General features: G+C 48.6%; 19 protein-coding genes. 6 read left to right on the top strand and 13 right to left on the bottom strand.

The window, feature by feature from the left end:
- Nucleotides 1–173 precede the first annotated feature (173 nt).
- Nucleotides 174–1214 carry a lactonase family protein gene (locus EKM75_RS08990; protein WP_125693900.1) on the bottom strand — a complete coding sequence of 347 codons (1041 nt, stop codon included), beginning with the start codon at nt 1212–1214 and terminating at the stop codon, nt 174–176.
- 142 nt (nt 1215–1356) lie between these two features.
- Between EKM75_RS08990 and EKM75_RS08985 the strand changes: the two genes are divergently transcribed.
- Nucleotides 1357–1803, top strand: a complete 447-nt coding sequence (locus EKM75_RS08985) for a GNAT family N-acetyltransferase (RefSeq protein WP_125693897.1) — start codon at nt 1357–1359, stop codon at nt 1801–1803.
- 350 nt (nt 1804–2153) lie between these two features.
- Here the strand turns inward: EKM75_RS08985 and EKM75_RS08980 are convergent, their stop codons facing one another.
- The 3 genes from EKM75_RS08980 to EKM75_RS08970 form a co-directional block, all read right to left on the bottom strand.
- The gene (locus tag EKM75_RS08980) at nt 2154–3743 is read right to left on the bottom strand and encodes an APC family permease (protein ID WP_125682079.1); all 1590 of its coding nucleotides are present in this window, start codon (nt 3741–3743) and stop codon (nt 2154–2156) included.
- 83 nt (nt 3744–3826) lie between these two features.
- Nucleotides 3827–4543, bottom strand: coding sequence for a VIT1/CCC1 transporter family protein (locus EKM75_RS08975; RefSeq protein WP_125693895.1), 717 nt, complete (start codon nt 4541–4543; stop codon nt 3827–3829).
- A 12-nt stretch (nt 4544–4555) separates the two neighbouring features.
- Entirely contained in the window at nt 4556–5242 is a 687-nt protein-coding gene (locus EKM75_RS08970) for a VIT1/CCC1 transporter family protein (protein WP_125693893.1), read from the bottom strand.
- Nucleotides 5243–5522: 280 nt separating this feature from the next.
- Here EKM75_RS08970 and EKM75_RS08965 point away from each other — a divergent pair, with 280 nt between their 5' ends.
- Nucleotides 5523–6011 carry a Fur family transcriptional regulator gene (locus tag EKM75_RS08965; RefSeq protein ID WP_125693891.1) on the top strand — a complete coding sequence of 163 codons (489 nt, stop codon included), beginning with the start codon at nt 5523–5525 and terminating at the stop codon, nt 6009–6011.
- A gap of 319 nt (nt 6012–6330) precedes the next feature.
- Nucleotides 6331–7425 (top strand): peptidoglycan recognition protein family protein, encoded by a 1095-nt coding sequence (locus EKM75_RS08960; RefSeq protein ID WP_125693912.1) that lies wholly within the window; start codon nt 6331–6333, stop codon nt 7423–7425.
- An 804-nt stretch (nt 7426–8229) separates the two neighbouring features.
- On the opposite strand, the gene EKM75_RS08955 is transcribed toward EKM75_RS08960, so the two are convergent.
- The 3 genes from EKM75_RS08955 to EKM75_RS08945 all read right to left on the bottom strand — a co-directional run bounded on the left by EKM75_RS08955 (nt 8230) and on the right by EKM75_RS08945 (nt 11027).
- On the bottom strand, nt 8230–9006 hold the full coding sequence (locus tag EKM75_RS08955; RefSeq protein WP_125693889.1) for a YibE/F family protein: 777 nt from the start codon (nt 9004–9006) through the stop codon (nt 8230–8232).
- Entirely contained in the window at nt 9003–10118 is a 1116-nt protein-coding gene (locus EKM75_RS08950; protein WP_125693887.1) for a YibE/F family protein, read from the bottom strand. The genes EKM75_RS08955 and EKM75_RS08950 overlap by 4 nt, the downstream gene beginning before the upstream one ends.
- Before the next feature lie 483 nt (nt 10119–10601).
- On the bottom strand, nt 10602–11027 hold the full coding sequence (locus EKM75_RS08945; RefSeq protein WP_125682094.1) for a universal stress protein: 426 nt from the start codon (nt 11025–11027) through the stop codon (nt 10602–10604).
- A 209-nt stretch (nt 11028–11236) separates the two neighbouring features.
- Here EKM75_RS08945 and EKM75_RS08940 point away from each other — a divergent pair, with 209 nt between their 5' ends.
- From EKM75_RS08940 to EKM75_RS08930, 3 genes are all read left to right on the top strand, one after another.
- Complete coding sequence (locus EKM75_RS08940; RefSeq protein WP_125693885.1) at nt 11237–12121, top strand: hypothetical protein; 885 nt, start codon at nt 11237–11239, stop codon at nt 12119–12121.
- Between the two features lie 1013 nt (nt 12122–13134).
- Nucleotides 13135–13638, top strand: coding sequence for a MarR family transcriptional regulator (locus EKM75_RS08935; protein ID WP_125682098.1), 504 nt, complete (start codon nt 13135–13137; stop codon nt 13636–13638).
- A 180-nt stretch (nt 13639–13818) separates the two neighbouring features.
- On the top strand, nt 13819–15777 hold the full coding sequence (locus tag EKM75_RS08930) for a M13 family metallopeptidase (RefSeq protein ID WP_125693883.1): 1959 nt from the start codon (nt 13819–13821) through the stop codon (nt 15775–15777).
- Nucleotides 15778–16554: 777 nt separating this feature from the next.
- On the opposite strand, the gene nrdJ is transcribed toward EKM75_RS08930, so the two are convergent.
- The 6 genes from nrdJ to EKM75_RS08900 form a co-directional block, all read right to left on the bottom strand.
- Entirely contained in the window at nt 16555–18804 is a 2250-nt protein-coding gene (gene nrdJ / locus EKM75_RS08925; protein WP_125693910.1) for a ribonucleoside-triphosphate reductase, adenosylcobalamin-dependent, read from the bottom strand.
- Nucleotides 18805–19470: 666 nt separating this feature from the next.
- Nucleotides 19471–20481 (bottom strand): LacI family DNA-binding transcriptional regulator, encoded by a 1011-nt coding sequence (locus EKM75_RS08920; protein WP_125693881.1) that lies wholly within the window; start codon nt 20479–20481, stop codon nt 19471–19473.
- Between the two features lie 33 nt (nt 20482–20514).
- Nucleotides 20515–21978 (bottom strand): UDP-glucose--hexose-1-phosphate uridylyltransferase, encoded by a 1464-nt coding sequence (locus tag EKM75_RS08915; RefSeq protein ID WP_125693879.1) that lies wholly within the window; start codon nt 21976–21978, stop codon nt 20515–20517.
- Nucleotides 21979–21980: 2 nt separating this feature from the next.
- Nucleotides 21981–22988, bottom strand: coding sequence for a UDP-glucose 4-epimerase GalE (gene galE / locus EKM75_RS08910; RefSeq protein ID WP_125682108.1), 1008 nt, complete (start codon nt 22986–22988; stop codon nt 21981–21983).
- A 377-nt stretch (nt 22989–23365) separates the two neighbouring features.
- A complete protein-coding gene (locus EKM75_RS08905; protein WP_125693877.1) occupies nt 23366–24535 on the bottom strand; it encodes a galactokinase in 1170 nt (389 codons plus the stop codon).
- Between the two features lie 153 nt (nt 24536–24688).
- Nucleotides 24689–26116 carry a glycoside-pentoside-hexuronide (GPH):cation symporter gene (locus EKM75_RS08900; protein ID WP_125693875.1) on the bottom strand — a complete coding sequence of 476 codons (1428 nt, stop codon included), beginning with the start codon at nt 26114–26116 and terminating at the stop codon, nt 24689–24691.
- Nucleotides 26117–26124 lie beyond the last annotated feature (8 nt).

Below are 26124 nucleotides of genomic sequence, written 5' to 3'. Positions count from 1 at the left end.
TTGGCATACGAAAATCCCTCCGTCATTGTCAGATGAATTATATTATTTCATCTGACAACCACAGAGGGATCATAACAGTCCCAGACCTTTTCCTTTTTATTTACAAACACACATCGCTGAAGCGTGCGCCACCAGACGGTTAACCATCCTAGGACCCACGTTTTATTTTTAATTTACGCTGGCAGGACGCTGACGCCTTCTGGCACCATAAAGTCCTTTTGAACCAACGTTAACTTACCACTTTGCGCATCGCGTTGATACAACGTGGCGTTGTCAGAATTTTGGTTAACTACTAAGACTAAGCTTTGATCAGCCGTCCAGTTGAAGTCCCGTGGGAAGTCACCTTCCGTGGAAATCCGCTGAATCAACGTCAGGCTACCATCCTCAGCCGTTGCAAAGACTGCCAAAGAATTGTTCCCTCGGTTAGACACATAAACGAACCGACCATCGGCACTCAACCGAATGGCAGCGGCCCCGTTGTGGGCAGTCCAGTCTTCCGGAATCGTTGACGTAATTTCTTTAACGGCAAACTTGCCGGCAGCGGCATCGTAACTCAACGTGGCTACGTTACTACTCAATTCACCGACCAAGTAAGCAACGTGCTTCTTGTCGTCAAACACAATGTGCCGTGGACCATAACCAGCTGGTAAATCCAGCTGGCTAACAGCTGAAAGCTTGCCTTCGTCTGACACATCATACAGGTAAACCTTGTCAGAACCTAAATCACAAACGACCAACCGCTTGTCCGGCGTGAGGTCAGCAAAGTGAGGATGGGGCCCGTCAGCTTGTTCAGGAGCTGGGCCGACTGGATCTTGATCAATCACCTTATCAGTTAGCGTCAGGGTACCGTCGGCAGCGATGGCGTAGACCGTTACAGCAGCCGTGTGGTAATTGGCCGTATAGACTAATTGACGAGCTTCATCGACCGCCACGTAGGCTGGTGAGGACCCGAGATCCAAGACTTGTTGAATTGCCCGTGGCTTTTCTTCTGAAACATCATAGATGATCAGGCCACCATGTGTGGTCCCATCAGTTTCCTTTTTGTTGATGACGTATAACCGTTGTGCCTTCGCCTTTGCAATGTAAGTTGGGCTTCCGGCTGACGCCAGCCATTCGCAATCCATGAGCTTAGGTGTAGCCGTGTCAACGCTGACCCGGTAGATTCCGCGGCTAATTCGCTTGGTGTAAGTCCCAATATAAAACTCTTCCGTCATATGTGCTGCCCCTTTCAACTTAACAAGATATCACTTCTAAGTATAGCACAGCTGATTGGCCTACACCGATTAAGTCACTGGTAACTGTACGCAAAGACCGTTACAATGGGAATAAATCGTTTTTTGAAAGGACCCACTATCCATGTCTAGTTTCGAAGGGTATCATCCCCTCTTAACCCCCTTATTTCGTTTCGACTGGCTCACCCGTTTCAACTTAAAGAACGTTGCCGACCTTGCCAACAAGGACCTGGCCGCCACCGCTGAATGGGTCAATACCACCATGCATGACACCATGAGCCGCACCGCCCTAACGTGGGGAATCGAACGGCGCCAGACCCACAAATTAGTTGGCTGGGCTGGTTTCACTGCCTTAGACCTCGCCACCCATAAGGGCCAGATTCGGTTTATTGGCAAACGACTACCCGTGACGGAACAGCAAGAAATCGTTGACCGGTTAGTTAACTTCGGGCGGGACGAACTCCAGCTCACAACACTGAAATTAACCGCTCCTGAACGCCTAGACGACGCCGTATTGGTGGCCGCTGGCTTCACGAAAAATGCCGATGGTCCGTGGACTTGGCACAAGTAACGTGGCAATCAAACGTCACTAGAATAAAAACTCGGAACTGAATAACGTGAAAAAAGGTTCTCAGACAAATTTCTGAGAACCTTTTTCGTGTATTATTCATATCTCAATTTAAGTATTTGCAAAATAGACAGTCATCACAGACAAACCGCAATTGTGTTCAGGTATTTAGCTTTCTGAATGCTTAGCTAGTGCCAAGGACTAAGACAGCTGTGAAAGTGGCGTTAGTTAGCAGCCCAAGCGTCTTTTAAGACATAGATTCTTAGTGGCTTAAAAACGAGCGAGAAGCCCGTCCTTTGGCTGAAGCGTCCTCACAACAGGCCCCCAGTCCCTGGCCACCGACACGCAACTATTTATTCCTCGTTCACCCGTAAGTTAAGTTCCTCGGCAATCTCAAAGGATTCGCTGTGGTAAGCATCGTGAACGCCCAGGTAGTAACAGCCTAGACTCCCCAACGTTACCAAGACAAAGTCCCACGGGTAGGCCGCAAAGCCAACGCCACCAAACTCATGGCTCCCAATCAACGACATAATCGTCAACCAGATCATTTCCGCTAATAGCCAGCGACTCCCCTTCAGGCTTGCACGTAAAGCGTGCCAGCCCGCCGGTTGTCGTACTTCATAGTAAATGTAGAAGACGAGCCCAAGGGCAATGACCCCAAAGACTTCGATGGTCGTTGGCCACTTAGCCCAGTAGATAGCTAGACTGGCCAAAATGTATGCCAGTGGTGACCACCAGTGCACCGCATGCAGGCGGAACGGCCGGATAAAGTTGGGAGCTTGGCGCCGTAACGCCGTCACAGTGACCGGACCGGTTAAATAAGCAATCAACGTCGACGTCGAAATGACGTTGGATAGCGCGCTCCAATTCCGGAAGCCAGCGACCAGCACCACTCCTAGTAACATGTTGACGACCATCGCCCGCCGCGGCGTCTGATACTTGCGATTAACTTCACCCAATTTAGTTGGCATGTGTTTGCTCCCAGTCATGGCAGCTAACGCTCGGCTGGTGGTCGCCACGAAGGAGACCCCCGTCCCAAACGGTGAAACGAATGCATCCAGGTACAGCAGTGTCGACAGCCAGCCTAAGTTTAATAGAATGGCAATATCAGCAAATGGTGACTGAAAGTTTACGCCGTGCCAGCCATGTGCCAGGTTGCCAGCTGGGACTGCTCCAATGAAGGCCACCTGGAGCATCGTGTAAATAACGGCACTAATACTGAAAGCAATCACAATACTCCAAAAAATATTTTTCTCTGGATGTTCAATTTCATTGCCCATGTTAATGGTCGTTTGAAAAGCATTGTAAGAAAAGATGATTCCGGCAGCCGTGGTTGCTGAGAAAATCGAGGCACTACCACTTGGCATGAACCCTGCCGCGTGGGCAAAGTTCTGGGAATCAAACCCCGTCCAGATCAACACGATAATGGTCAGTGTTGGAATCAATAATTTGAACATTGAAATAAAACTCGTAAACCGGGTCAGTAACTTGACTGACCAAAAGTTTAAGAGGGTGAAAGCCAGAATAAAGAGAAAGACGATGACTAATCCCTCGTTGGTAATATTGCCAGCTTTAAGAAAGCCTCGTGTCCAATTGGCCCAACTCCAGGGCCATGAGCTCATATACTGCACCGCTGCCACGGCTTCAATCGGAATAATCGTCAAGAGTGACAACCAATTCGACCAGCCGGCAACGAACCCCAATAACGGTCCGTGTGAAAAAGCGGCGTACTGACTCATCCCACCGCTCGTCGGGAACATCGTCCCTAATTCAATGTAGTTTAACGCAATCAGGCCAATCACGATGGCCCCCAATATCCAGGACAGAATGGAAGCAGGTCCTGCGATTTGAGCAGCCATCCCCGCGCCAAATAGCCAGCCGGACCCAATGATGGCGCTCAGCGTTAACATGATCAAAGAAAATAAACTCATTTTGCGCTTCATGCCAGTTTCCTCACTTTCACAGAGATGTTTGTCCTATTGTACACTACGTCTCCGTCAAAATGTGAAGAAGCCCGGAATTTCCTTTAGAAGAATTGACCGACGTAATAGTGAATAAACATCGTAATAATACCGACGATAACGTTACGAATAATGGCTGTCTTAACTAAGCCGTGTCCTAGTTTAGCGCTCAGATACCCCGTCAACGTTACGGATAACAGCACGGCCACAATGGTCGCCGGCCACTGAGTTGCTGCTGGAAATAACGTCATGGCAACCAGTGGGAAAGTACCGCCTAGTGAAGCAGCAATCAGTGAAGAAAAGGCGGCATCCCAAGGATTCATGTAATGGCCCAGCTGAATGTCTTCCTTTACGTTGACCACCGTGGCTAACGCATCCTTCTGCATCAGATCCTTGGCAATCGCCAAAGACGTTTCGGGCGTAACACCCCGTTCCTCATAAAATTTTTGAACAGCGGTTTGTTGATCGGCGTAGTTGCTCTGCAACAAAGCCTGCTCTTTGGCCACCGCCGCCTTCTCAGTATCCTTTTGGGTACTGACTGAAGCGTATTCACCGGAAGCCATCGAAAACGCACAAGCTAGTAGGTCAGACAACCCCGCGATAGAAATCGTAAATTGATTGGTCGTAGCCGCAGCAACACTGAACAACACCCCAACGACGGTCAGAATCCCATCGTTAGAACCCAGCACCCCGGCTCGCAACGTGTTTAACTTTTCATCCATAGTTTGATGTTGCTTTTGTTTCTGCTGCTTTTTTTCATGAACCTCTTCATTTACTTCCATCTTCGGACCCCCCTAGGCAAACAGATGGCCGATGCCGTAAGTTACGAGCATCGTCAAAATTCCAGCAATCACGTTACGCATGGTTCCGTTGCGACGGTTGGCGTTACCCAACGTAGCTGCGACGTATCCGGTAATTGACAATGCAATCACCACCGCAAGGAACGTTCCAAGAATCCGCCAATCCTTTGGCAGCAAGCTAATCGACACCAAGGGTAAGATTGACCCGGTAGGAAACGAAATCATGGAGGCAATCGCCGCTGAGAACGGATTAGTATACTCACCAACATTAAAACCAAAACGTTCCCGAACGCTGGCCTTGAGCGGATCACTGGCCATCATTTCCTTAGTAGCCTGGGCGGCTAATTCTGGCTTAATGCCACTGGCAATGTATTTTTCCTGAATGAAATCAACCTCACCCTGATAATTATCATCTAACGCCGCGGTCTGCGTTTCAATCGCTTTACGCTGCGCATCCTTTTGGGTGTTGACGGAGACGTACTCCCCCATTGCCATAGACACCGTACCAGCAATCATCCCGGCGATCCCCGAAATAAAAATTGCAAAACTGCTAGTGGCCGCCCCAGCAACCCCCACAACGATTCCCGCCACGGACAGGATGCCATCGTTGGCGCCCATCACGCTAGCCCGTAAAACGTTGATCCGTTGGGCCAGTGTTGCCGGCTTCTTATTCTTTTTCATCGTATCTACCCCCTGAATTTACACACAAACTTCTCTTATTCATCTTAACACGAGTTGTAAATAAAAGTTTGGGACAACAAACAATTTCTGAGTAATTTAGAATCATTATTACTTAACAACAAATCCATTGTACTCTTTGACCGCCAAAAGTAAATGGTCGGGATTAAAAAATTTCATTTTAATGACAAGTGATTCTAAAGTGAGCAGAACACTGGCACTCTCGTCAAAATGTGGTTTAATAGAGTCAAACTAGATTCATTCTAAAAAAGGAGGGAAAACCTTGGCTAGTCAGCAACAACTTTTAAATCAGGCCTTACAGACCCTGAAGGAACATCACGTCCGGGTGACCCCACAACGTCAGATCATCTTAACTTATCTGGTGACCCACCATAACCATCCAGCCGTTGAAACGATCTTCACGGCATTGGCTGAGCAACTGCCCAACCTCAGTATGGCGACGGTCTACAACACCTTAAATCTGCTAGTTGACCTGGGAATCGTCATCGAACTTCCCAACGACAATGGTGGCATTCGCTATGACTTCTATGGGCGCCCCCACTACCACGTTATCTGTGAAAATTGCGGTAAAATTACGGATGTCTTCACGCCCGCTTTCGAGCAAATTGAAGAAACGTTAAACGCGGAAGCCAAAAAACAAACGGGTTATCTGATTACCAGCAACCACGTTGAAGTTTACGGGCTGTGTCCAGAGTGTCAGCAGAAACTCCACATCGACCCGACCCGCCAAACCTGGGCGGCTGAAAAGTAACCGGCACCAAGCCACCCATAGCGGCGTTCCCCCCATCTGGCGGAATGTCGCTTTTTGACTTGCTATAAAGCCCGGTCTAACAATATTACAAGGACGTTACAGGTGTCGTAAAGTTTTAATCTATTTGAAAACACGGCGAACAAACGCCGCGATACTCGTTATTACCATCGTAATATAGGCTCTGAGGCCCCGTATGGCGGTTGTCTAGGCGTCTAATAATGTTTATAGTTGATAACGAATGATAAATGAATCGAGTAAACGGCCCCTTAAAGGGTCCCTTAAATTTAGAAAAGAAAGTACGAGGATGATTAGGGTGAAAATGCACAAAGTCGTTTTAACTGCAGTGGCCGCACTAGGGGCTATTGGTATCTTCGGTGCCACGTCAATGACAACTGCCAACGCTGCATCGTCAAAGGTCAACAACTATATCAGCAGCAAGAAGATCAAGCCTGCTAAAGTAACTAAGAGTATTTGGAGCGGTTTTCCTAAAAACAAGTACCGTCATGGTAAGGGTAAGCCAGAAGGGGTCGTTGTTCACGAAACGGCCAACCCATCCTCAACGATTTACAACGAAATTGCCTACATGAAGCGTAACTATAACAACGCCTTTGTTCACAGCTTCGTTGATGGGTCCCGAATCATCAACATCGCCAACACGAACTACTTAGCTTGGGGTGTTGGTTACCCTGGTAACGCCCGTTTCGTTCAATTCGAACAGGTCGAGGTGCACAGTAAGTCCGCCTTTGCCCACGAAGTTGCTAACGCTTCTTGGTACACGGCTTACCTTCTGAACAAGTACAACTTAAAGCCTAACGATGCTGCCTACGACTACAAGGGCACTGTTTGGTCCCATAAGGCTGTCGCTCAAAAACTTGGTGGTTCAACGCATACCGACCCAATCGGTTACTACGCCTCTGCTGGTAAGAAGTACTTTGGTCAAAAATACACCATGGCTGCCTTTTACAAGATGGTCAAAATGTATTACAACGACATGAACTCAACTAAGCATACGAAGATGACCAGTGCAACCTACAAGTCCGTTGACCAGGAAGCCAAGTTGAGCAGCAAGTACACCAAGTACTATCTGTACAACCACGTTAAGGGTGCCAACAAGAACGCTAAGCGTCAAAGTTGGTCCAAGATTTCTCCTAAGGTTGGCAAGTCTTACAGCATTGATATGACTGCTAAGAAGAGCAACGGTTCCACGTGGTACCGGATCAAGCCTTCTAAGAACACGACCAGCAAGACTCGTTACTGGGTTTACTCCGGCAACCTGACCAACGTTCAAGACGTTGCCACGGAAACGGCCAGTGCTACCAGCGCCAGTTCTGAAAGCAACGCCGCTAACAGTTCGAGTGCTACTGAATCCTCTGTTAGTTCTTCTAACGCTAGCTCAGTAAGTAGCAGCAACTAAACTTAACATTTCTAAGACCACCTATTGTCTGGGTGGTCGTTTTTTTGTACTTATTTGTACTTAATTGTTTAAGTAGCGTGAAAATGACCGCTCCGGCGGTCAGGGGTGGGGTCTGCCGTGGGGTCTGCCGTGGGGACGCTTCAGCCTGAGGACCGGGCTTCTCGCTCGATTTGAAGCCAGGATAGCCCGCCTGTCTTCAAAGTCGCCCATGCCGTAAGCTAGCAGCCCACTAGCTAACGCCATTTTCACGGCCGGCCCCACCCCTGACCACCTCCGTTTCGATTGATCACTACCACCTCATCAGTGCAAGCCAACCCTCTGTGACACTAGTAATGTAGATGTTACCATCGAATACTATCGGTCCAGCAAATAAGTAGCGGATTCCAAGTCCATCTCAACTTACTCGTGAATACTCATTCCATGGTAACTGCTCTTCCATAAGCTTTAAAACGATTGCCTACAAAACGGTCGTCGACACCTCCTCCGAGATTGTCGACGACCGTTTTAGTAATACTTTATAGCTTTTCAATAGTCCACCAGCCAGTCATCACACTAGCTGCTGTATACGACCAATCAGTTTTAATAAAATAACACTATGTTAGCGTAGGCGGCCTGGGACGGGGCCAGCCGTGAAAGTGGTGTTAATTGGCAGTTTGTTTGCCAATTTACAGCACGGGCGAGCTTGGAGACACGTGGGTTTCGTGGCTTCAAGTCGAGCGAGAAGCCCGCCCTTTGGCTGAAGCGTCCCCACAGCTAGCTCCGTCCCAGTCCCCCGAAGCGCGAAATTGCTGTTAGTTGCCAGGTTTAAGGTTTAGCTTTATCGGCACGCTTACGTTGACCGGCCACGGCGCGGGTCATGACCCAAGTCGTAATTGGCACGGTCAAGATAACACTGACCATGGCAAATAGAATCATCAAAATTTCTGAAACAAAGATTTTATCATTTAAGATTTCACCGAATGAATAGTGAACGCCGGTAAACCAGATAAACAGTGCTAGGAATCCACCAAAGAACCCAAAGAACAAGGTATTAAACGTCGTCCCAATGATTTGCTTACCGACGGCGATACCATCGCCCATCAAGGCCTTTAAACCCACCTGAGGGTGCTGCTCAAGGATTTCACTAAGACCAGCAGCAATTGCCATAGCTGCCTCGGCAATCGCCCCCAGCGTGCTCAGAATGGCCGTAGCAGTGGTTACCTGGACGAAGCTGATTCCCACCAAGACAGATAAGCCCTCAAGATCCTCACTATCCTCTGGTCCGAACCCTTGAACGAGGGCCCACTGTTCCACTGGAACAATGACGGCGACCAAGACGACTAGCACGACCGCAGACGCGATGAAGGCTACGGTACTGGACAAGTCATCCCCACTGCTCATGAAGATGGTCAGGGCCAACACTAACATCCCCGTCACTAGAGTGACAATCAACGGCGAGAAGTGAAACGCCACAAGGACGATTGCCAGAAATAGCAGACCAAAATTGAGGAGCAACGCCAGAAATGACTGCGCTCCTGCTTTGCCACCGACCAGAATCATCAAGATTAACAAAATTAACCCTAAGGCACTGATGGTACTCATGCGACCACCTTCTTTTCCATGAACCGACTAGCCAAAAAGCTCGCTAATGGAACCGCCAAGACGATACCGATCCCGCTGATTAGGCTTTGAACGACGCCCATCGACATGTTCATCGAGAAGGTGTAGCCCCAGCTATTCCCATTTTTTAAGTACAGCATGGCCATTGGGAAGGTGTCTGCCACGAAGATAAAGAATAACACGTTGATCAGTGGCCCCATAATGGTACTCCCAATCTGCCGACCAGACTTAAATACTTGATTGGTAGACAGCTCCGGCCGTTCACGTTTCAGAGCAAACAGCGACGAAATAATATCCGTGGACTCATCCATGACCGCCCCCAGAGAGCCCAAGAGTGTCTCTGCCAGGAACAGCGGTCGCGGCAACTGAGTCACGTACTGCATGGATTCATAGTACATCCCGCGCTCATGCGTGAAATGAAAGACCAACAGCGCCACGATAATTGAAAACAGCGTTCCACCCAAGGTGGTTGCCAGCGTAATCAGCATCTGCCGGTTCGCGCCGAGCACTAGCCACAGTGTGAGCGCAGCAAACACAATGGCTAAGCTCCCAAAGATCCACAGCACCTGTGCCCCCTGGGTCGACCCATTTAGGAGAATCGCCATCAGAAACAGCACCCCATTAGCCGCAACACTTAGGAAAGCCATGAAACCACTGAATTGCATAATTAAGAGCAGCAATGCCACGACGACCCAAATCATGGTCAGTAAGGGCGTATCTCGTTTCACGTCCTTGGCCGTCGCAGTTAACTTTTGATTGACGTGTTGATGAACCACCACAAATAGTTGACTACCCACGTGGTAACGTTGGTCCATTGCACCTGATTGTGAGTAGGTGTTAGTCACCGTCAATGAGCGCCCCCGGTAAGCCCCATTCAAGATGTGCCCCGTCAATATCTGTTTCGTCTGAGAATCTTGATTGTGAAAATCATCGGTCTCCTTCGTCGCCCGACCAGTTTTAACCTGGGTGACCTTCATAATGGGATCATGATAGAGGCCAGCATTATGCTGTGTCCCCCATATCAGGAGACCCCCGATGACCAGAGCCAGAAGCCAGAACCACCCCTGCACCCGTTTCCCTTTCATCACTTGCATGTTCCCCGTCCCTTCTTACGCCATTTACCGAATTAAGTCCAATATACCACTTTCCGTGGGGTCCCCTGAGCCGGATAAAAAATTTTAAGCAAATCACAGCAAACGCGGCCCGTCAACGCTAATAGGTGGTCTGAAGTTGCTTAATCCCGCGAGGGGCTTGCATTTTGTGAGAATATCCAGTAGAATAACACACGATTGTTATTTTAATTAAGCGAGGGTTTTTACAATGAGAAAAGCACATCCAAATGGCGTTCAAGGCCGTCGGAAGGTTAACCGTAAAAAGGACCGGAAGCGACGCGACGAAATTTCAGACTTACAACGTTGGTTAAAGAACAAGAAGTAGTCTGACGCCTTTACTAGAAAAGTCACTGACATTGTCAGTGGCTTTTTTGTTGTCTCATCAATCGTAAAGGGGTTCCCGGTCAGTGACTGGTTGACCAGGAACCCCTATTTTGAAGATATAATAGCAAAAGCAAATGTTGCTTAGTCGACCACTAACACGCTGGTCTTAGAGTGATGAACCACATAACTAGTGGTGGAGCCCATGATTGCTCGCCCAATGCCGTGCGCCCCCGAACGACCGATCACTGTCAACGTCGTCCCTAATTCTGCTGGCAAAGTTTGGGCGATGGTTGGCTTCGGTAACCCAACTTTGAAGCTCGTTTCGACTGCCACCCCCTGTGCTTCGACTTCCGTGACGGCACTCTCCAAAAACTTCGCAGCGTCTTCCTTAAAGTGCGTGACGATTTCGCTGCCAAATTCTGCACCATAGTGGGCGTAAGTCTGATCACTGGCGACGGACACGATGAACAGTTTGGAACCGAGTTGCTTAGCCAAGTTGGTAGCCTCCACCAACGCAGCATGGGCGTTCTTGCTCCCATCCATTGGTACTAAAATCCGTTCATACATAATATCCCGTCCTTTCCATAGTAAACCATCTAGGTGATATCGCTTTCAACACCTTTATCATACCAATTCTTTCGACCGCATAAAAGACCTTTGCGTCATTTTTCACGATTTATTTATTCCTGAAAATCTCGAGAATATCATCACCCGCTTAATCAGTACTTTGTGGTAAGATAAGTCGAGTAAATCAATCACTGAGGGATGGATATAAAATGAAAAAGTTTTTGTTGGGCGCCCTAGGACTCTTAGCTTTGACCCTAGCCGGCTGCTCTAGTAACAAGCTCACCACCAATAAAAGTAGCTATCACCCAACCGCATTGACCGCTGTGGTGAAAGGCAATGCCAAGTCCAAAACGGTCACCTACCAAATCGATGGTGGCCAGAAACAAAAGGCCGAGGTTAGCGGCGGCACCTACTTCTTCCAAGTTCCAACCGCTACTAAGGATCAACAAGTCAAAATCACTGCCGGAACGGCCCACAAAACCGTTTCGGTGAAGCACGTCAACGCCTTGGGTAATTACAAAAAATTTGCCGCAAAGTACAATCAAATGGTGATTGCCACCCACTTACCAGCGAAAGTGCAAAAGCAATTAGCTAGTGCGCAAAAGACCCAAGCTGCCACTAAAAAGAAGTTAGCCGCCCTGGCCCAAACGAATCCTACCGCTGCTGCAGCCGCCGTCCAAAAACAACAAGCCGCTGCCAAGCAACTCCAAGCACAGATGGCCACGGCCAAAAAAGCTGCTAAGGATGACCTTTTACCAACGAAGACGGCTGCAGGCGTGAAAAACCTAATCAGCACCAAAGCCGTCACCGTCCGGGGCAACGTTCAAGATGGTAAATTGATAGGCTTAGCACTGATCACACCCACTAAGCAGATGAAAACGAAGTCTGGCCAAAAAGACTTCGGAACCACCTTCGCATTATTAGGTGGCTCACTCAATGCCAAACCTAAGTACGTCATCAAGAAGTTTGAAAAGGTTTTGAAGGACGCCAAAAAGAACAGTAGCTCCACGACGACCAAGACGATTCGGTCGAACGGTGTACGGTTTAACACTGGTTTCTCCACCGATCATCTCTACATCTACATGACGAAGTAAACTTGCTTATCCTATGCGGAGATTGCCGCCTCCGGTCGACAGGGTGAATGTCTACTGTGGGGACCGGAGAAAGCCAAAGTGCGGTCTTTCGCCTCGACTTCAAGCCTCGGCAAACCACCAAGGCTTGAAGCTCGTCCCGCGCTGTAAGCTCAAAGGACGTGAGCTTACAGCACCTTCACAGCGGCCACTCGCCCTGTCGACCTCCGACTCACGTGTCACTCAGAGCAGAGCAAATCAACTTAATTCACTCACTTGCTGACTTACCATATTCGTCCTCAAGGTAAGCCATCACCACCATTAATAAGTTTACTTTCATTTCTAAAATAACCATTAAAGGTTGAATGCACTAAAACACCCGCTACGCCTGATACAACAAAGATTGAGTATTTGATGTTAATCAGACATTGTAGGCAATTGCCATCTTACCGTTCACCAATAATATTGAGTAAGGGCTGTAATTCAGGTATTTAAGCTAGCTTAGTTTCCAAGAACCCGTTTAACCGGAGGTGGTCAGAAGTGGAGCCAGCTGTGTCGACGGTGTTAGCCGATTTTCGGCTTACAGCGTGGGACGTGTTTGGAGACTGGTGGTTTTCCAGACTTCAAACCGAGCCGAAGGACCGCTTTCCAGGCCGTAGGCGTTCCCCACAGCAGGCGGAATCTCTGACCTCCTCCGGTCGCTGGGTGAGACTAATTTTAAGTCTATAACACCTGACTATTCCTGGTTTGATAACCGTTTTCGAACTTTCAACCTTTAAAACAACTATCTTAATCCACTCATCTCTGCTGCAACAGTAAGATGAGCGGATTTTCTTTTGCCAGCAACTGAGTTCCTTTCCCACCTTGATTTAGAAAACAAGCTGACCTTTCTTAATCACAGTGGATAAGCGCAATTGTTTTTATCCCCACCCGTCAGGCCGCATAATAACGGTATGCTGAGTTAGTGAAGAATGCTGGTCATTTCATCAGCAAATTACACCAAATCGGCTGAATTCGTTTTCCTAGGGGGAGTTATCATGCAAAACGAAGAAAGAGTATTCGAAACTTTTCTGCGTCAATACCGGGAGATTTTTCGGGTACTGATCAACGCCGCTGAACAGGTGACAGGTCAGTACTCGGTCAGCTTTGAACAGTACCTGCTGCTGAAGCAGATTCACGAGCAACGCAATATCACGCTGAGTGAGCTGGCCGATTCGACCCGTACCACCCGTTCTGCGGCTGCCCGAAAACTACGGGCGCTGCTGTTGGATGGTTTTGTGGAACAAGAGGCTAAGTTGGATGACCGCCGTGTGAAGTACCTGCGGCTGACGCCTAAGGGGGCGGCGATTGAAAATGACATTCGTCAGGCGTTCCTGCAGAGTGCAGCGGCTTGGGAACAGATTCCAACGAGCTTAACTGCTGGCGACATCAATGAATTCTTCACGCAATATCAGCAAAATATTGCTGTTTGGGATCGGACCCGACCGAAATTTCAACGTCCCGTTCTCCGGACAAAACGGAAAGCACTGGGCGATAAGTAGGTCGTAACCAATCACAACAGAATAGAAGTAACGTGAGTTAGTGGGCAACCTCGCTAGCTCACGTTTTGATTTACCCACTAATCCGGTTGCCCAACTAAAAACTAGGTGTCAAAAAAATTCCCTTTTCTTATCAAATGGTTTAACCTTTGAGGTAACACGAAAAATCAAGGAGGATTCCGTATGCGACTTAATCATTTCACGTCTGATGTTTCTGCCGGTGGCTCAGCATCAGCGTTTCCCGTAGACGAAAGTAAACTGACCCAGGACTTCTATGATGCGGTCAATGGCAAGTGGGCTGAACAGGCCACCATCCCTGCCGACCACGCCTCAACTGGTGGGTTCATGGACTTAGTCGACAATATCGAGCACACCCTGATGGCTGACTTTGCCGACCTCTTAGCTGGCAAACTGGCTCCCGCCAATCCTGAAATGGCCGAATTTAAAAAACTATACGCCTTAGCCAGTGACTTCGACCGGCGCGAAAACGATGGCACCGCCCCACTGAAGCCCTGGTTGGCTAAGATCGCCAACCTCAAGGATTTCGCTGACTTAAACGCTCATTTAGTAGAGTGGTACCAAAAGGGACTTCCAGTGCCAATCGACTTGAGTGTCGAACCCGACATGAAGGATACTAGTCGCTACGCCTTGTACGTTGACGCGCCTAGCCTGTTCTTACCGGACAAGACTTACTACGCTAAGGACAACCCCGCTGCCAAGCAATTGATGCCTATCTTTACACAGACGGCCGTCAAACTCTTACAACTTGCTGGCTACGCCGAAGCTGAAGCCACGACCATCGTGAAACAGGCGAAAGACTTTGATGCCCAGATTGCCCCTCATGTAAAGTCCGCTGAAGAATCAGCCGACTACGTCAAGATGTACAATCCGTTCCCACTGAAGGACGTCGACGCCAAATTAGCCAACATTGACTTGGCCGCCGCCATCAAGGGCGTTATTAACGACGTCCCCGAACAAGTCATCCTGCCCCAACCACTCTTCTTCGACGCCGCCAATGACATTCTGACACCGGCCAACTTTGATGCTATTAAGAGCTGGATGTTGGTCAAGACTGTCTTCGATGCCAGCGGTGCTTTAACCGAAGAACTCCGGCAGGTTGGCGGAACGTATGGCCGGGCGCTATCTGGTCAGAAGCAGGCCCGTTCACAGAAAAAGGCCGCTTACTACCTGGCCACTGGTACATTTGGTCAAGTCGTTGGCGACTACTATGGGCGTAAATACTTTGGTGAAGCAGCCAAGGAAGACGTCCGGCAGATGGTCCTCAAGATGACCCACGTCTACCAACAACGGTTAAAAACCAACGATTGGCTGAGCGCAGACACCCGTGAAAAAGCCATCGTAAAGCTGCAGAAGCTGACCATCAAAGTGGGCTACCCAGACACTATCGACGCCCTCTATAGCAAGTTTAAGATTGACGAGCAGGCGTCACTGTATGACAACTTACAGACCATTACCGAAACAATCATTGCCAACCACTTCGGCCACTGGGGTCAACCCGTTGACCGGAAGAAGTGGGAAATGAGCGCGAATACCGTGAACGCCTACTACTCTCCTTCCAACAACGAAATCGTCTTCCCAGCTGCCATTCTGCAGGCACCATTCTACAGTCTCCAGCAGTCGAGCAGTGCCAACTACGGGGGAATTGGGGCCGTCATTGCCCACGAAATTTCCCATGCCTTTGACAACAACGGTTCCCAATTTGATGAATTTGGGAACATCCACAATTGGTGGACGGAAGCCGACCTGGCCCACTTCAAGGACCTGGCTAAGTCAATGATCAGTGAATTTGATGGTATTGAGTTTGCCGGTCAAAAGGTCAATGGTCAACTGACTGTTTCCGAAAACATTGCCGACGCCGGTGGTTTAAGTTGTGCCTTAGAAGCCGCTAAATCAAGCGATGACGTTGATCTCCGTGCGTTCTTCATTAACTGGGGCAACGTTTGGCGGATGAAGGCTACTACGGAATACATGCAATTACTGTTGTCGATCGACGTCCACGCCCCCGCTAAGTTACGGGCCAACGTTCAGGTCAAAAACCTCGACGACTTCTACACGACCTTCAACGTCCAACCGGGTGACCAGATGTACTTGGCCCCTGCCGACCGCGTTAAGATCTGGTAGAATTTCTAAAATTTGTAAAAAAATAAAAAGTTCGGGACAGATTGTCTCGAACTTTTTTTGCGCAATTAATCGTAAGGCGCTATAGACTTGAAATTAGTCTCTGACAGCCACCTGCGGCGGTCACAGATTCCGCCTGCTGTGGGGAACGCCTCCGGCCTGAAAAGCGGTCCTGCGGATCGGTTTGAAGTCTGGAAAAACACCAGTCTTCAAACACGTCCCACGCTGTAAGCCGAAAATCGGCTAACACCGTCGTCACAGCTGACTCCATCTATGACCTCCTCCGGTTAAACTGGTTCTTGGAAACTAAGCTAGTTTAGTTGTCTGAATGACAGCACTTACTCAATATTATTGGCGAACGGGAAGGCGGCAATTTTCTACTCTGGCTGACTAACCCCCAATACCCAAACCTCGCTGCATCAGGCATAGTGGGTGTTTCAGTGCTTTCAACCTTTAGGTGATTAACTCAGCCCCCCGACAGGACACAGTTGCCACGCCAAACCACCTGGAAGTCATAATACAAACTTCCAATCCAAGTTGAATTGCTTAAGTCAAAGTTGCTAAATCCAGCTAATGTAGCCGCAGGACGACAGGGAGGACCCGTGCGGTGTCGACGGTGTAGGTTGGCGTCCTATGCCAGCCTACACCGTGGGGCGGCTGGGAAACTCGGTGACTTCCCGAGGCTGCCAGTCGAGGAGAAAGACCGCCCTTCGGCTTTCTCCGGCCCCCCACAGCGAGGGTCCTCCCTGTCGGCCGGAGGCAGCCAATTATGCTAACCGTCTACCTAATTGGGCAAGCACCACTGGCACAGTCGGATTGATCGACCAATTCAACGTCCTTCTGATCATGATGTCCCGTCATTTCAGAAAACTTGACCCCTACGTCCGCCAAAATTTCAGCCCGCTTTTGGTTATAAGTTGCTTCATCAATGGGTTCCTTAGGTGCCTGTTCAAAGTCCGCCCCACTGTAAGGTAACAGTGATGTTGACTTAATCGTGTGCCGATACTGCAGTAATAGCCGACTGATTTCCGTGCCTTCCTTGGGTTGGAACGTCACGGTACAACTGACCGCGTTATCGGACCAGTAGGTCTGGAGAAACGCCTGCGTCGCAAATTGTTCTGCCATGGAGACTTCACCCGCAGATGCAAACGCTGGTTGATCTGCATGTGCTGCCTTGACTGGAAATTCCACACACATGGTATTTTGATTATAAACATCCGGCTCGACCTTGTAGCCACAGGCCTTCAAAGCAGGTAACAATGGATCACTATCCTGGAACCGAATCCGTTGAATCAGGTAACGGGAATAATGGAAATGCATCCCCTCTGAGACACCAGCCAGCTTGGCCACCGTGCCGGAAGGTTTGACCGTCGTATGCTTAATCGAAGGTTGGCAACCCAACATCTCAGAATAGGTCTTATCTGCTTGAACGACCGCTGCGTAGAGCTCGTTGAACCGTTTGACCGCCGCCTGATTATAAATGGGCTGCATGAATGTCTGACCAGTTTCAGTATCCTTCTTAGCTTGAAATCCAGTCACGACCCGCTGACTGAACGTCTTTAAAATCCAGTCCTGAATACCAGACATGGAGACCCCGATCCGGCGATTCTTTTGAATAACTTTCCGGGAAACTGCCCAATCGTAATGGCTAAAGGTCACCCGCTTCGTGTAACGAGCGCCTAACGCAAAGGCGTCTTCCAATTGCCACCCCTGTTCCTCAGCCACGCTTGGAAACACTTCAAATAGGTTGCAAGGTTCCCCGTTGCTCAGAGAAATCTCACCACAGGGATTGGTCCCTTCAACTTCACCATCAATATCGGGTTGTCGGCCATCGATCAGCCGGCCATAGTCACGTGAGAGTCCCAGGTTCACAATGCCGGGTTCACCGTTATGCTGAATGGAATCCGCAATCGGTTGGTAATCCGCAAACTGACTATCCACCGCTACACTGTTATTAGACGCCCACCGGTGATGGTACAGCTTATCCTTATCCTGTTTCATGGTAATGAAATCGTCGTCCTCAGCGCCACCTAAGGCTAATTCAGCGGACCGCCGAACATTACCGGCGACGACTGTTTTTCCAATTAAGTTCCCCATATCTGTACAATCAACCGCAGACAGTTTCCACCCAGCGGCGGCGTTCAAGATCTGGTTGATGTCCAAGAGCATCTCTACCAATGGCATTGGCCCCGACGCCGTCCCACCAAAACCGTGGATTGGCGCATCCTTAGGACGAATATCACTGATATCTAAGACGACTTGCGCCTGACCCTCCGGATTGCTGGCATTGAAATGAGCGTCGATCATGTTGGCGTTGGCCAACACCCAACCCTCACGAGTATCTGGGAGTCGGTAGTAGCGTGTCTTCGCTAATGAATGGTGCCGCATCCAATCAGTCCGGTCAACGGCTCCTAACGCGACTGAGTCGTCATAGGACGCACTCTGGGAATCAATCACAATGGTTAGATCAATTTGCCGGTCAACCCGGGGCATTTGACGCACGTTGTTAGGTGTTACGGAAAAGCCAACCCCGCCGCCCTTCATGAGTTGATCAAACATGAAGGAAAATGGCATGGAAACCGCTGCCTGGTCCTGTTCCAAGTAGTCTGGAACCAGGTGACTGTCACCATATGGTTGTGGTCGCACCGCGATAAACCAACAGTTATTCAGAGCATCCCCATTACGGTGTTGGTAGTCCGTTCCTGAGATCCATAAATTCCGGCCGGATGGTGTCGCTGCCAGTCCGTAGACTAATCGGTAGAGGTTCTGAGCCTCTTGGGTCAAGTCCGCCACCACTTGATCAGCCACTGAATCCGTCTGTAGCCGTGGATCAAGGTTGATATTGCCTTCAACCACGCGTTTGACCGTCTCTGGCCACTCCTCAGTCCGTTGCTGTTCAGGTAACCACCGTGCGTAGGTCCGTTTGTACGTGACCCAGCCTAATTCACCCCAATGTGGGGTCACCTCGTCCTGTGTTTTTTTAATGAAATCAGCCGATAGCGTGACCATCGGCGTCATTGCTGTATTCATCAAACTCATTCACTCCTGTCTCAAACGTATACCATATATGGTAGAATATTCAAATCGGAAATACAATATATAGAAAAATCGAACTGTCCCTAGACTTTTGAATGAATCCGACTATGTAACATAGTGCACGGCGAACACGCAACTTTTCCTTCTCAGCAGTTAATTGTAACTGGATAAACCACGTAAAACTTTTGACCTCCCCGACTTAACCCCAATCGAACCACAAGTCTAACTGGGTAGTAAACGACTCGCTTCACACATAATTAAATTGGTAACGTGGTTGGTCTTTAAAAGATTTTTCACTTGTTCTCTAGGTCAGGTACCAATCATTCAGTTATGCATGGCCGCCTAGCTTCAAGTCAACCCCAATTGCATCCATTATCAAATACCGTATTTGCTTGCCTCACCACTGTAGCCGAAGGCGGACAGGAATGGTACCGGCCGTGTCGACGGTATTGACTGGCGTTTTTAGCCAGTCTATAGCGTGGGACGAGCTTGGAGACCTGGTGCCCTATCCACGGCTGCAAGTCGAGGTAAAAGACCGCACCACAGGCTTTTACCGGTCCCCACAGCCGGTACCATTCCTGGCAGCCGTAGGCGGCAATTCCAGCAGAATACACAAAAAGAGCGTTCAGACCAGTTCGGCCTAAACGCTCTTATTTCAGTCTATTTTAACGTGCTCTCGCGCTGAATCAGTTCAGTACCCACGGTAATCCGCTGTGGTGTTGAACGACCAGTCTGCAGGCGGTTTTCCACCATGTCGACGGCCGTAGCCCCCATCAGCTCCGTGTTGACGTGCACACTGCTCAGCTCTGGAAAAACATACTTGGCAATCGTCGTATCGTTGAAGCTAAACAACTTCACCCGTTCGGGCACAGCGATTCCGTTTTCGTGGAGGGCCTTCAAGGCACCCCCAGCCATCGGATCGTTCGTAACGAAGAAGGCGTCTGGCAAGTCATCCCCCAGTTGAGCAATGGCTGTTTGCATTTCCTGATAGCCCGAATGATTCGTGTAGTCACCCGCAAAGACCAAGTCGGAATCGAAAGCATCTCGTGCCATCATTTCCTGTTTAAACGCCTTATACCGGGGATCAATCACTTCAAGTTCACCATCTGTGGTCCATTCAGTCCCGTAAAGCAAGCCAATGCGGTGCTGGTCCCGTTGCCAGAAGAAGTCCACCACTTCTTTAACGGCAAACTGGAAGTCTGTGACCACACTATCGTACCCGTGGCACAGTTGGTCCTGGTCAACGAACACCAAATTAGGTGTCAGTTGGGCCATCGCTTCAACTTGTGGTTGGCTGAATTTACCAATAGCAATAATGGCATCGACGTCGGTATCAACGGCCTGCAGATCATTTTGAAACGACCGGGTAGCCAGAATATGACGTTGTTCGCAACGTTTCTCTAGGCCCAATCGAATCGACATGTAGTACAAGTCATCGAGTTCCTTTGTCTTCGAATACCACTGGACGATGGCAATCTTCAGCTGTTTGGCTGACGATGACGCCCGGTGCTTGAGCTTGGTGTAGTTCAATTCCTCGGCGACTTCGAAAATCTGTTTACGAGTTGATTCACTGACCGAAAGCGTTCGGTCGTAGTTCAAGACCCGCGATACAGTAGCCAGAGACACGCCAACGGACTGCGCAATATCCTTTAGTGTTGCTGCGATTACCATCACCCCCTCAAAGTGTTATTTATCCATTGTACACTAAATCTGAGCAATAAACTTATCCAATGCAGCTTGACCAGCAGCATCGCGTTTGAAGACCCCAGCATCCGCCAAGACCCGAGCAAAGACGTTCCCAATTTCTTGGTGCAAGACCTCAGTGACGTTCTCTGCCGTCAGTTGGTGGTCCTGCTTGATCTTGTCAGCCCACGTCTTATGCATGTCCGCGATGTTGTTTGGTTGGTCGATCAAGTACTTCGTGACTTCTGCCATTTCACTCTTCAGCCGTGCTGGTAAAATAGCGCGACCCATGACTTCGATCAAGCCAATGTTTTCCTTCTTAATGTGTTGAACATCCTGGTGCGGATGGAAGATACCGTCCGGATACTTGTCAGACGTCTGGTTGTCTCGCAGGACTAAATCCAGAACGTAGTCGTCACCATCACGGTACGCAATGGGCGTAATCGTATGGTGGCGAGTATCACCCGTGTAGGCCCGAACATCAACGGACTCATCGGAGTAACCGATCCAGCTGTTCAAGACCTTCGTTGCAGCATTGATCAGTGGTTCTGGTTGGGCTCCACTTAACCGAATGTCAGTCATTGGCCAGTTGACAACACCAGCTGTCACACCAGCCACACCCAAGTCGATCTTCCGGTCGATAGGTGCCTTCATCATTGGAAAGTCGTGCTTCCCGCCCTGATAATGGTCATGGGTCAACATTGAGCCTCCAACGATCGGTAAGTCGGCGTTACTTCCAACAAAGTAGGTTGGCAGTGTCCGCACGATTTCCAACAAGTTGGTAAACGTGTGCTGGTTGATCACCATTGGCCGATGTTCCTTAGCTAGGAAAATGGCATGTTCGGAGAAGTAAGCATATGGAGAATACTGGAAGCCCCAGGTTTCGCCACCCAGCATCATCCGGATGATCCGGTGATTACTACGGGCTGGATAACCTAAGCGGCCTAAGTACCCTTCGTTGGTCATGCAAAGTTGATCCAACGGGTAGCTAGTCTTCTTCTGCGTCAAGGCAGCCGCAATCGCCTTAGGATCCTTTTCAGGCTTAGACAAGTTGATGGTGATTTCTAATTCACCAGCTGGTGTCTTCGCTGGAAAGACCACATTTTTGGCAATATTACGCGTCTTGATGTAATTGTTATTTTGACTTAATTGATAGAACCAGTCAGTTGCGGCACTAGGACTCTGTTGATACCGGTCCCAGAACCCCCGGTTGAGGGCTGAAGGAAGTGGTGTCATGAAATCCATCAGTTGTGATTCAAGAATTTCCTTAGGACTCGGAGAATCTTCAATCTTACCGTGGTCAACGGCCGTTTGAATCATGGCATTAACTAGGTCAATGGGTTCGTCAGAGATTGCTTGAGCAGCAGCGCCGTCGCCAATTAAGGCAAAAATACGGTTAGTCACGTACTGACGGTCCAGCTCCGTGTAAGGTGCTGGCGAGGAAACAATGTGATCAATGAAAGTTTGAATTGTGTCTTTAGCCATAATTACTTCGTCTCCTCGGTCCGATCGTTGTAACCTTGTGGATGCGTTTGCTTCCAGTTCCAAGCGGTCCGAATAATATCTTCGACGTTGTCAAACTGTGGCTTCCAGTTCAAGACTTCACGGGCCTTGTCACTGGCGGCAATCAACGTGCTAGGGTCACCGGCACGGCGTGGTGCCATCTTAGCAGGAATTTCCTTACCCGTAACTTTCCGAGCGGCTTCCAACATTTCTTTGTTGGAGAAACCAGTTGAAGAACCTAGGTTAAAGGCATTGCTGTCATTGCCAGCCTTCAGGTATTCCAAAGCTAAAATGTGAGCATCGGCCAAGTCAACGACGTGCACGTAGTCCCGGACGTTAGTTCCGTCCTTCGTTGGGTAGTCACTACCGAAGATGGAAAGTTCTTTCCGTTCGCCAGCGGCAACCTGTAAGATGATTGGCACTAAGTGGGTTTCAGGATGGTGGTCTTCACCAATGCTCCCGTCTTCCTTAGCACCAGCCACGTTAAAGTAACGTAAGGCAACGAACTTAATGCCGTAAGCTTTGTCGGACCAGCCCATAATCTTTTCCATCATCAGCTTACTTTCACCGTAAGGATTGGTTGGAATCTGTGGGTCAGTTTCCTTGATAGGAATCTGCTTGGGTTCACCGTAAGTTGCAGCGGTTGAAGAGAAGACGATTCGCTTAACATTGTGCTTGTTCATGACTTCCAATAAGGAAACCATCCCAGCAGTGTTGTTATCAAAGTACTTCAAAGGCTTTTCCATGGATTCAGGAACGATGGAGAAGGCAGCAAAGTGCATAACCCCTTCAATATCTTCCTTATCAAAGACATCGTTCAGGAACTTCTGGTCATGCAGGTCCCCTTCGTAGAACCGTGCTTTTTTATTCACAGCGGCCCGGTGTCCCGTTACCAAATTATCGACAACGGCCACGTCATAACCCTTACTAATTAAACGATCGACTGCATGGGAACCGATATAACCGGCACCACCTAAGACTAAAACTGTCATTGATCAATTCCTCCTCTTATGTTTTGTTTCATCAATAATTTTACGCTACTTATGATTATTCGTTAATTGGTTAAGCAACTTGCGACTAACAATGCCAGCGTTATGCGCTCACATATTTTGCCACTAACTACATTGCTCAACCACCTAATCGCTTAATGCTAAGACTAACCTAGCCGCAGGCAGACAGAGTGCCGCGCAGTGTCGAGATTCTTAGGAAGTGTTTTGTGCTTCCTTAGAATCTGGGTCGAGCTTGGAAACTCGTGTACTTCGAGGTTTCAAGTCGCTTTGAAGACTTGTGTTTTTTACAAGGCTTCAGAGGTACCCCACAGCGCGGTACTCTGTCTGCCGTAGGCAAGTGTTAACCCACAACCATTAAGTTATTTTTGTAATTCGGCAGGACCGTCAGCAATTTCTGCGACGTAGAATTCTGCTGGATGGCCGATAGTGTCTTCGTAGACCTTACCAACCTTAGCTTCGAAGTCTTCAACGTTAGCCTTCTTAACGATGGCAATGGCACAGCCACCGAAGCCGGCACCAGTCATCCGGGCACCTAAGACACCAGGTTGCTTCCAAGCCGTTTCAACCAACGTATCCAATTCCTTACCCGTAACTTCAAAGTCGTAGTGCAAGGAAATGTGAGAAGCGTTGACCAATTCACCGAAGCTCTTTAAGTCACTCTTTTGCAGAGCGGCAAAGGCCTTCAACGTCCGTTGGTTTTCGAAGACGGCGTGACGTGCACGCTTGATCAAAGTTTCATCGTTGATCAGATAAGCGTTTTGATCAAATTGATCTTCGTTTAAGTCACCCAACGTCTTGATGTCTAACTTCGTTTGCAAACGACGTAAGGCTTCTTCACATTGTGCCCGCCGTTCGTTGTACTTGGAGTCGGTCAGTTCACGACGCTTCTTGGTATTCATGATAACCACGACGTTGTCGCCTAAGTCTAGGGGTGCATATTCGTAGTCCATGGTGTTGGTGTCCAAGAGGATGGCTTGGTCCTTCTTACCCATACCAATAGCAAATTGGTCCATGATCCCGGTGTTCAAACCGAAGTAGTCATTTTCAACTTGTTGGCCGACCTTAACCATTTCAACTTCGTCCAACTTCATGCCGTATGCGGCGTGAAGAATCTCGCCCATCAACATTTCCATTGAAGCTGATGAGGACAAACCAGAAGCATCTGGTAAGTTCCCATGAACGAAGAGGTCAAACCCGTGATCGATGGTCAAGTCTTGCTTGGCTAATTCGAACAACATCCCCTTCAAGTAGTTGGCCCAGTTGTCAGCCTTGTTAAAGGCTAAGTTATCCAGTGAGAACGTCAATACGCCAGCGTCAGGAACGTTTGCGGAGTAAACGCGGAATTGCTTGTCGTCTCGTGCTGAGTATGCGGCGTAAGTCCCCATACTGATGGCGGCTGGGAAAACGTGACCACCGTTGAAGTCGGTGTATTCACCAATCAGATTGATTCGTCCTGGTGAGAAGAAGACCCGTTCTGGTGCGACGTTAAATTGTTCTTGGTATTCAGATGCTAAGCTGGCGAAATCCATGGCGATTAACTCCTTAATAAATTTTTTAGTAAAACTTTACTACAATCATCATAGCCGCTTTTGGCGACCTTGTCAATTAATTTTGAAGCGCTTTCTTTACCCTTAAATAAAAGCCTCAGGCACTTTCACCTGAGGCCCTGATACTTTAACGCATTACTTGGATTCGGATTCTTCTTCCTCTTCCTTTTCGGTTTCCAACTTCGTTTCAAGTTCACGTACAATTTCACCATGCTTCTTTTCAGACAGTACGATCTTGAATTGGTAAATCAAGGCAGCAACAATCAATAAGATCATTGGCATGTAGAAGATGAATGAATGGAAGATGAACATCCCGTGAGGAGTGATGTCGCTAGGCTTGGCGTTACCAGTCATTCCTGAGTGAACGGCGGCAATAACAACGATTCCAGTTGAGAAGGCACCAGCTAATTTATCAATCAGTGGACGAACAGACAAGGTAACGGATTCGTTCCGCGTACCGTTCTTCCATTGCCCATATTCAACACTATCAGTGATTGTCATCAAGGCAGCCAAGAAGATCATTGGGTATGGGAAGAAGAAGATGGCATCGGCAATGTACATCATGATTGTGTTGGTACCAGCCAGCATAAACAGAATGTAACCGACTAACATCATGCAAATCCCACCAATGTAGACACCCTTCCGAGTAATCTTGGAAACAATGATTGGGAACAGTGGTACTGAGATAATCCCTAAGCAAGCGGTAATTACCCCAACCCAACTATAAGCAGCAGCGTTACCGATAACGTAACGGAAGTAGTAAATCAACAGTGAGTTCGTGACAACGTAGCTTAAGGCAAACAGTAAGTATGAGAACCCTAACCACATCAATTGGTCATTTTCACCAATAACTTTGAAGACATCGCGGAAACGGGTCTTTTCAGTGTTTTCACGAATTAAACTCGTTTGTTCTTTAGTCCCAAAGAAGGTTGCTAAAGCACCCAGGAAGGAAACCAAACCAATGACGATGGCAAAACCTAACCAGCCGGCACGGGTTTGTGTACTACCATGAGTACCTGAGAAGGTTTGTGAGAAGTAGATAACTAATGGGGTAACAACAATGATAACCCCTTGAGAACCCAAGGTTGAACCGAAACGACCAATCGTCCCAAACTTGTTACGAACCTTAGAATCAACACTCAATGCAGGTAACATGGACCAAAAGGCAATATCTTTAAATGAATAGAAGATATCCATAATCACGAACACGATACCGAACAGCAGGAAGTAAATCGAGGTGTTGCTGTCAGCCAAACCGAACAGGCTGGAGAACATCAGCATAATCCCCACGGAACTGATGATGGCACCGATTAAAATCCAGGGTTTAAATTTCCCAAACTTCGTATTGGTGTTATCGACCATCCCACCAATCATCGGGTCAAAAGCAATTTCAACTAACCGAATAACAACAACCATCGTGGTAACGATCCCGGCTTCAGCAGCCGCGCCGTTTCCAACGAACAGGGCACTAGTAACAAAAATAGCAAAATAAGTATTAAGTGTAGCGTAGAAGGCATCATGTCCGAACGCCCCTAAAGCATATGATAGATATTGCTTAACCATTGTTTCCT

Origin of the sequence: Levilactobacillus tongjiangensis (assembly GCF_003946345.1) — a bacterium.
Lineage (GTDB): Bacteria > Bacillota > Bacilli > Lactobacillales > Lactobacillaceae > Levilactobacillus > Levilactobacillus tongjiangensis.
The sequence above is the reverse complement of the archived record's forward strand: the minus strand, read 5'-3'. Positions and strand labels throughout refer to the sequence as shown.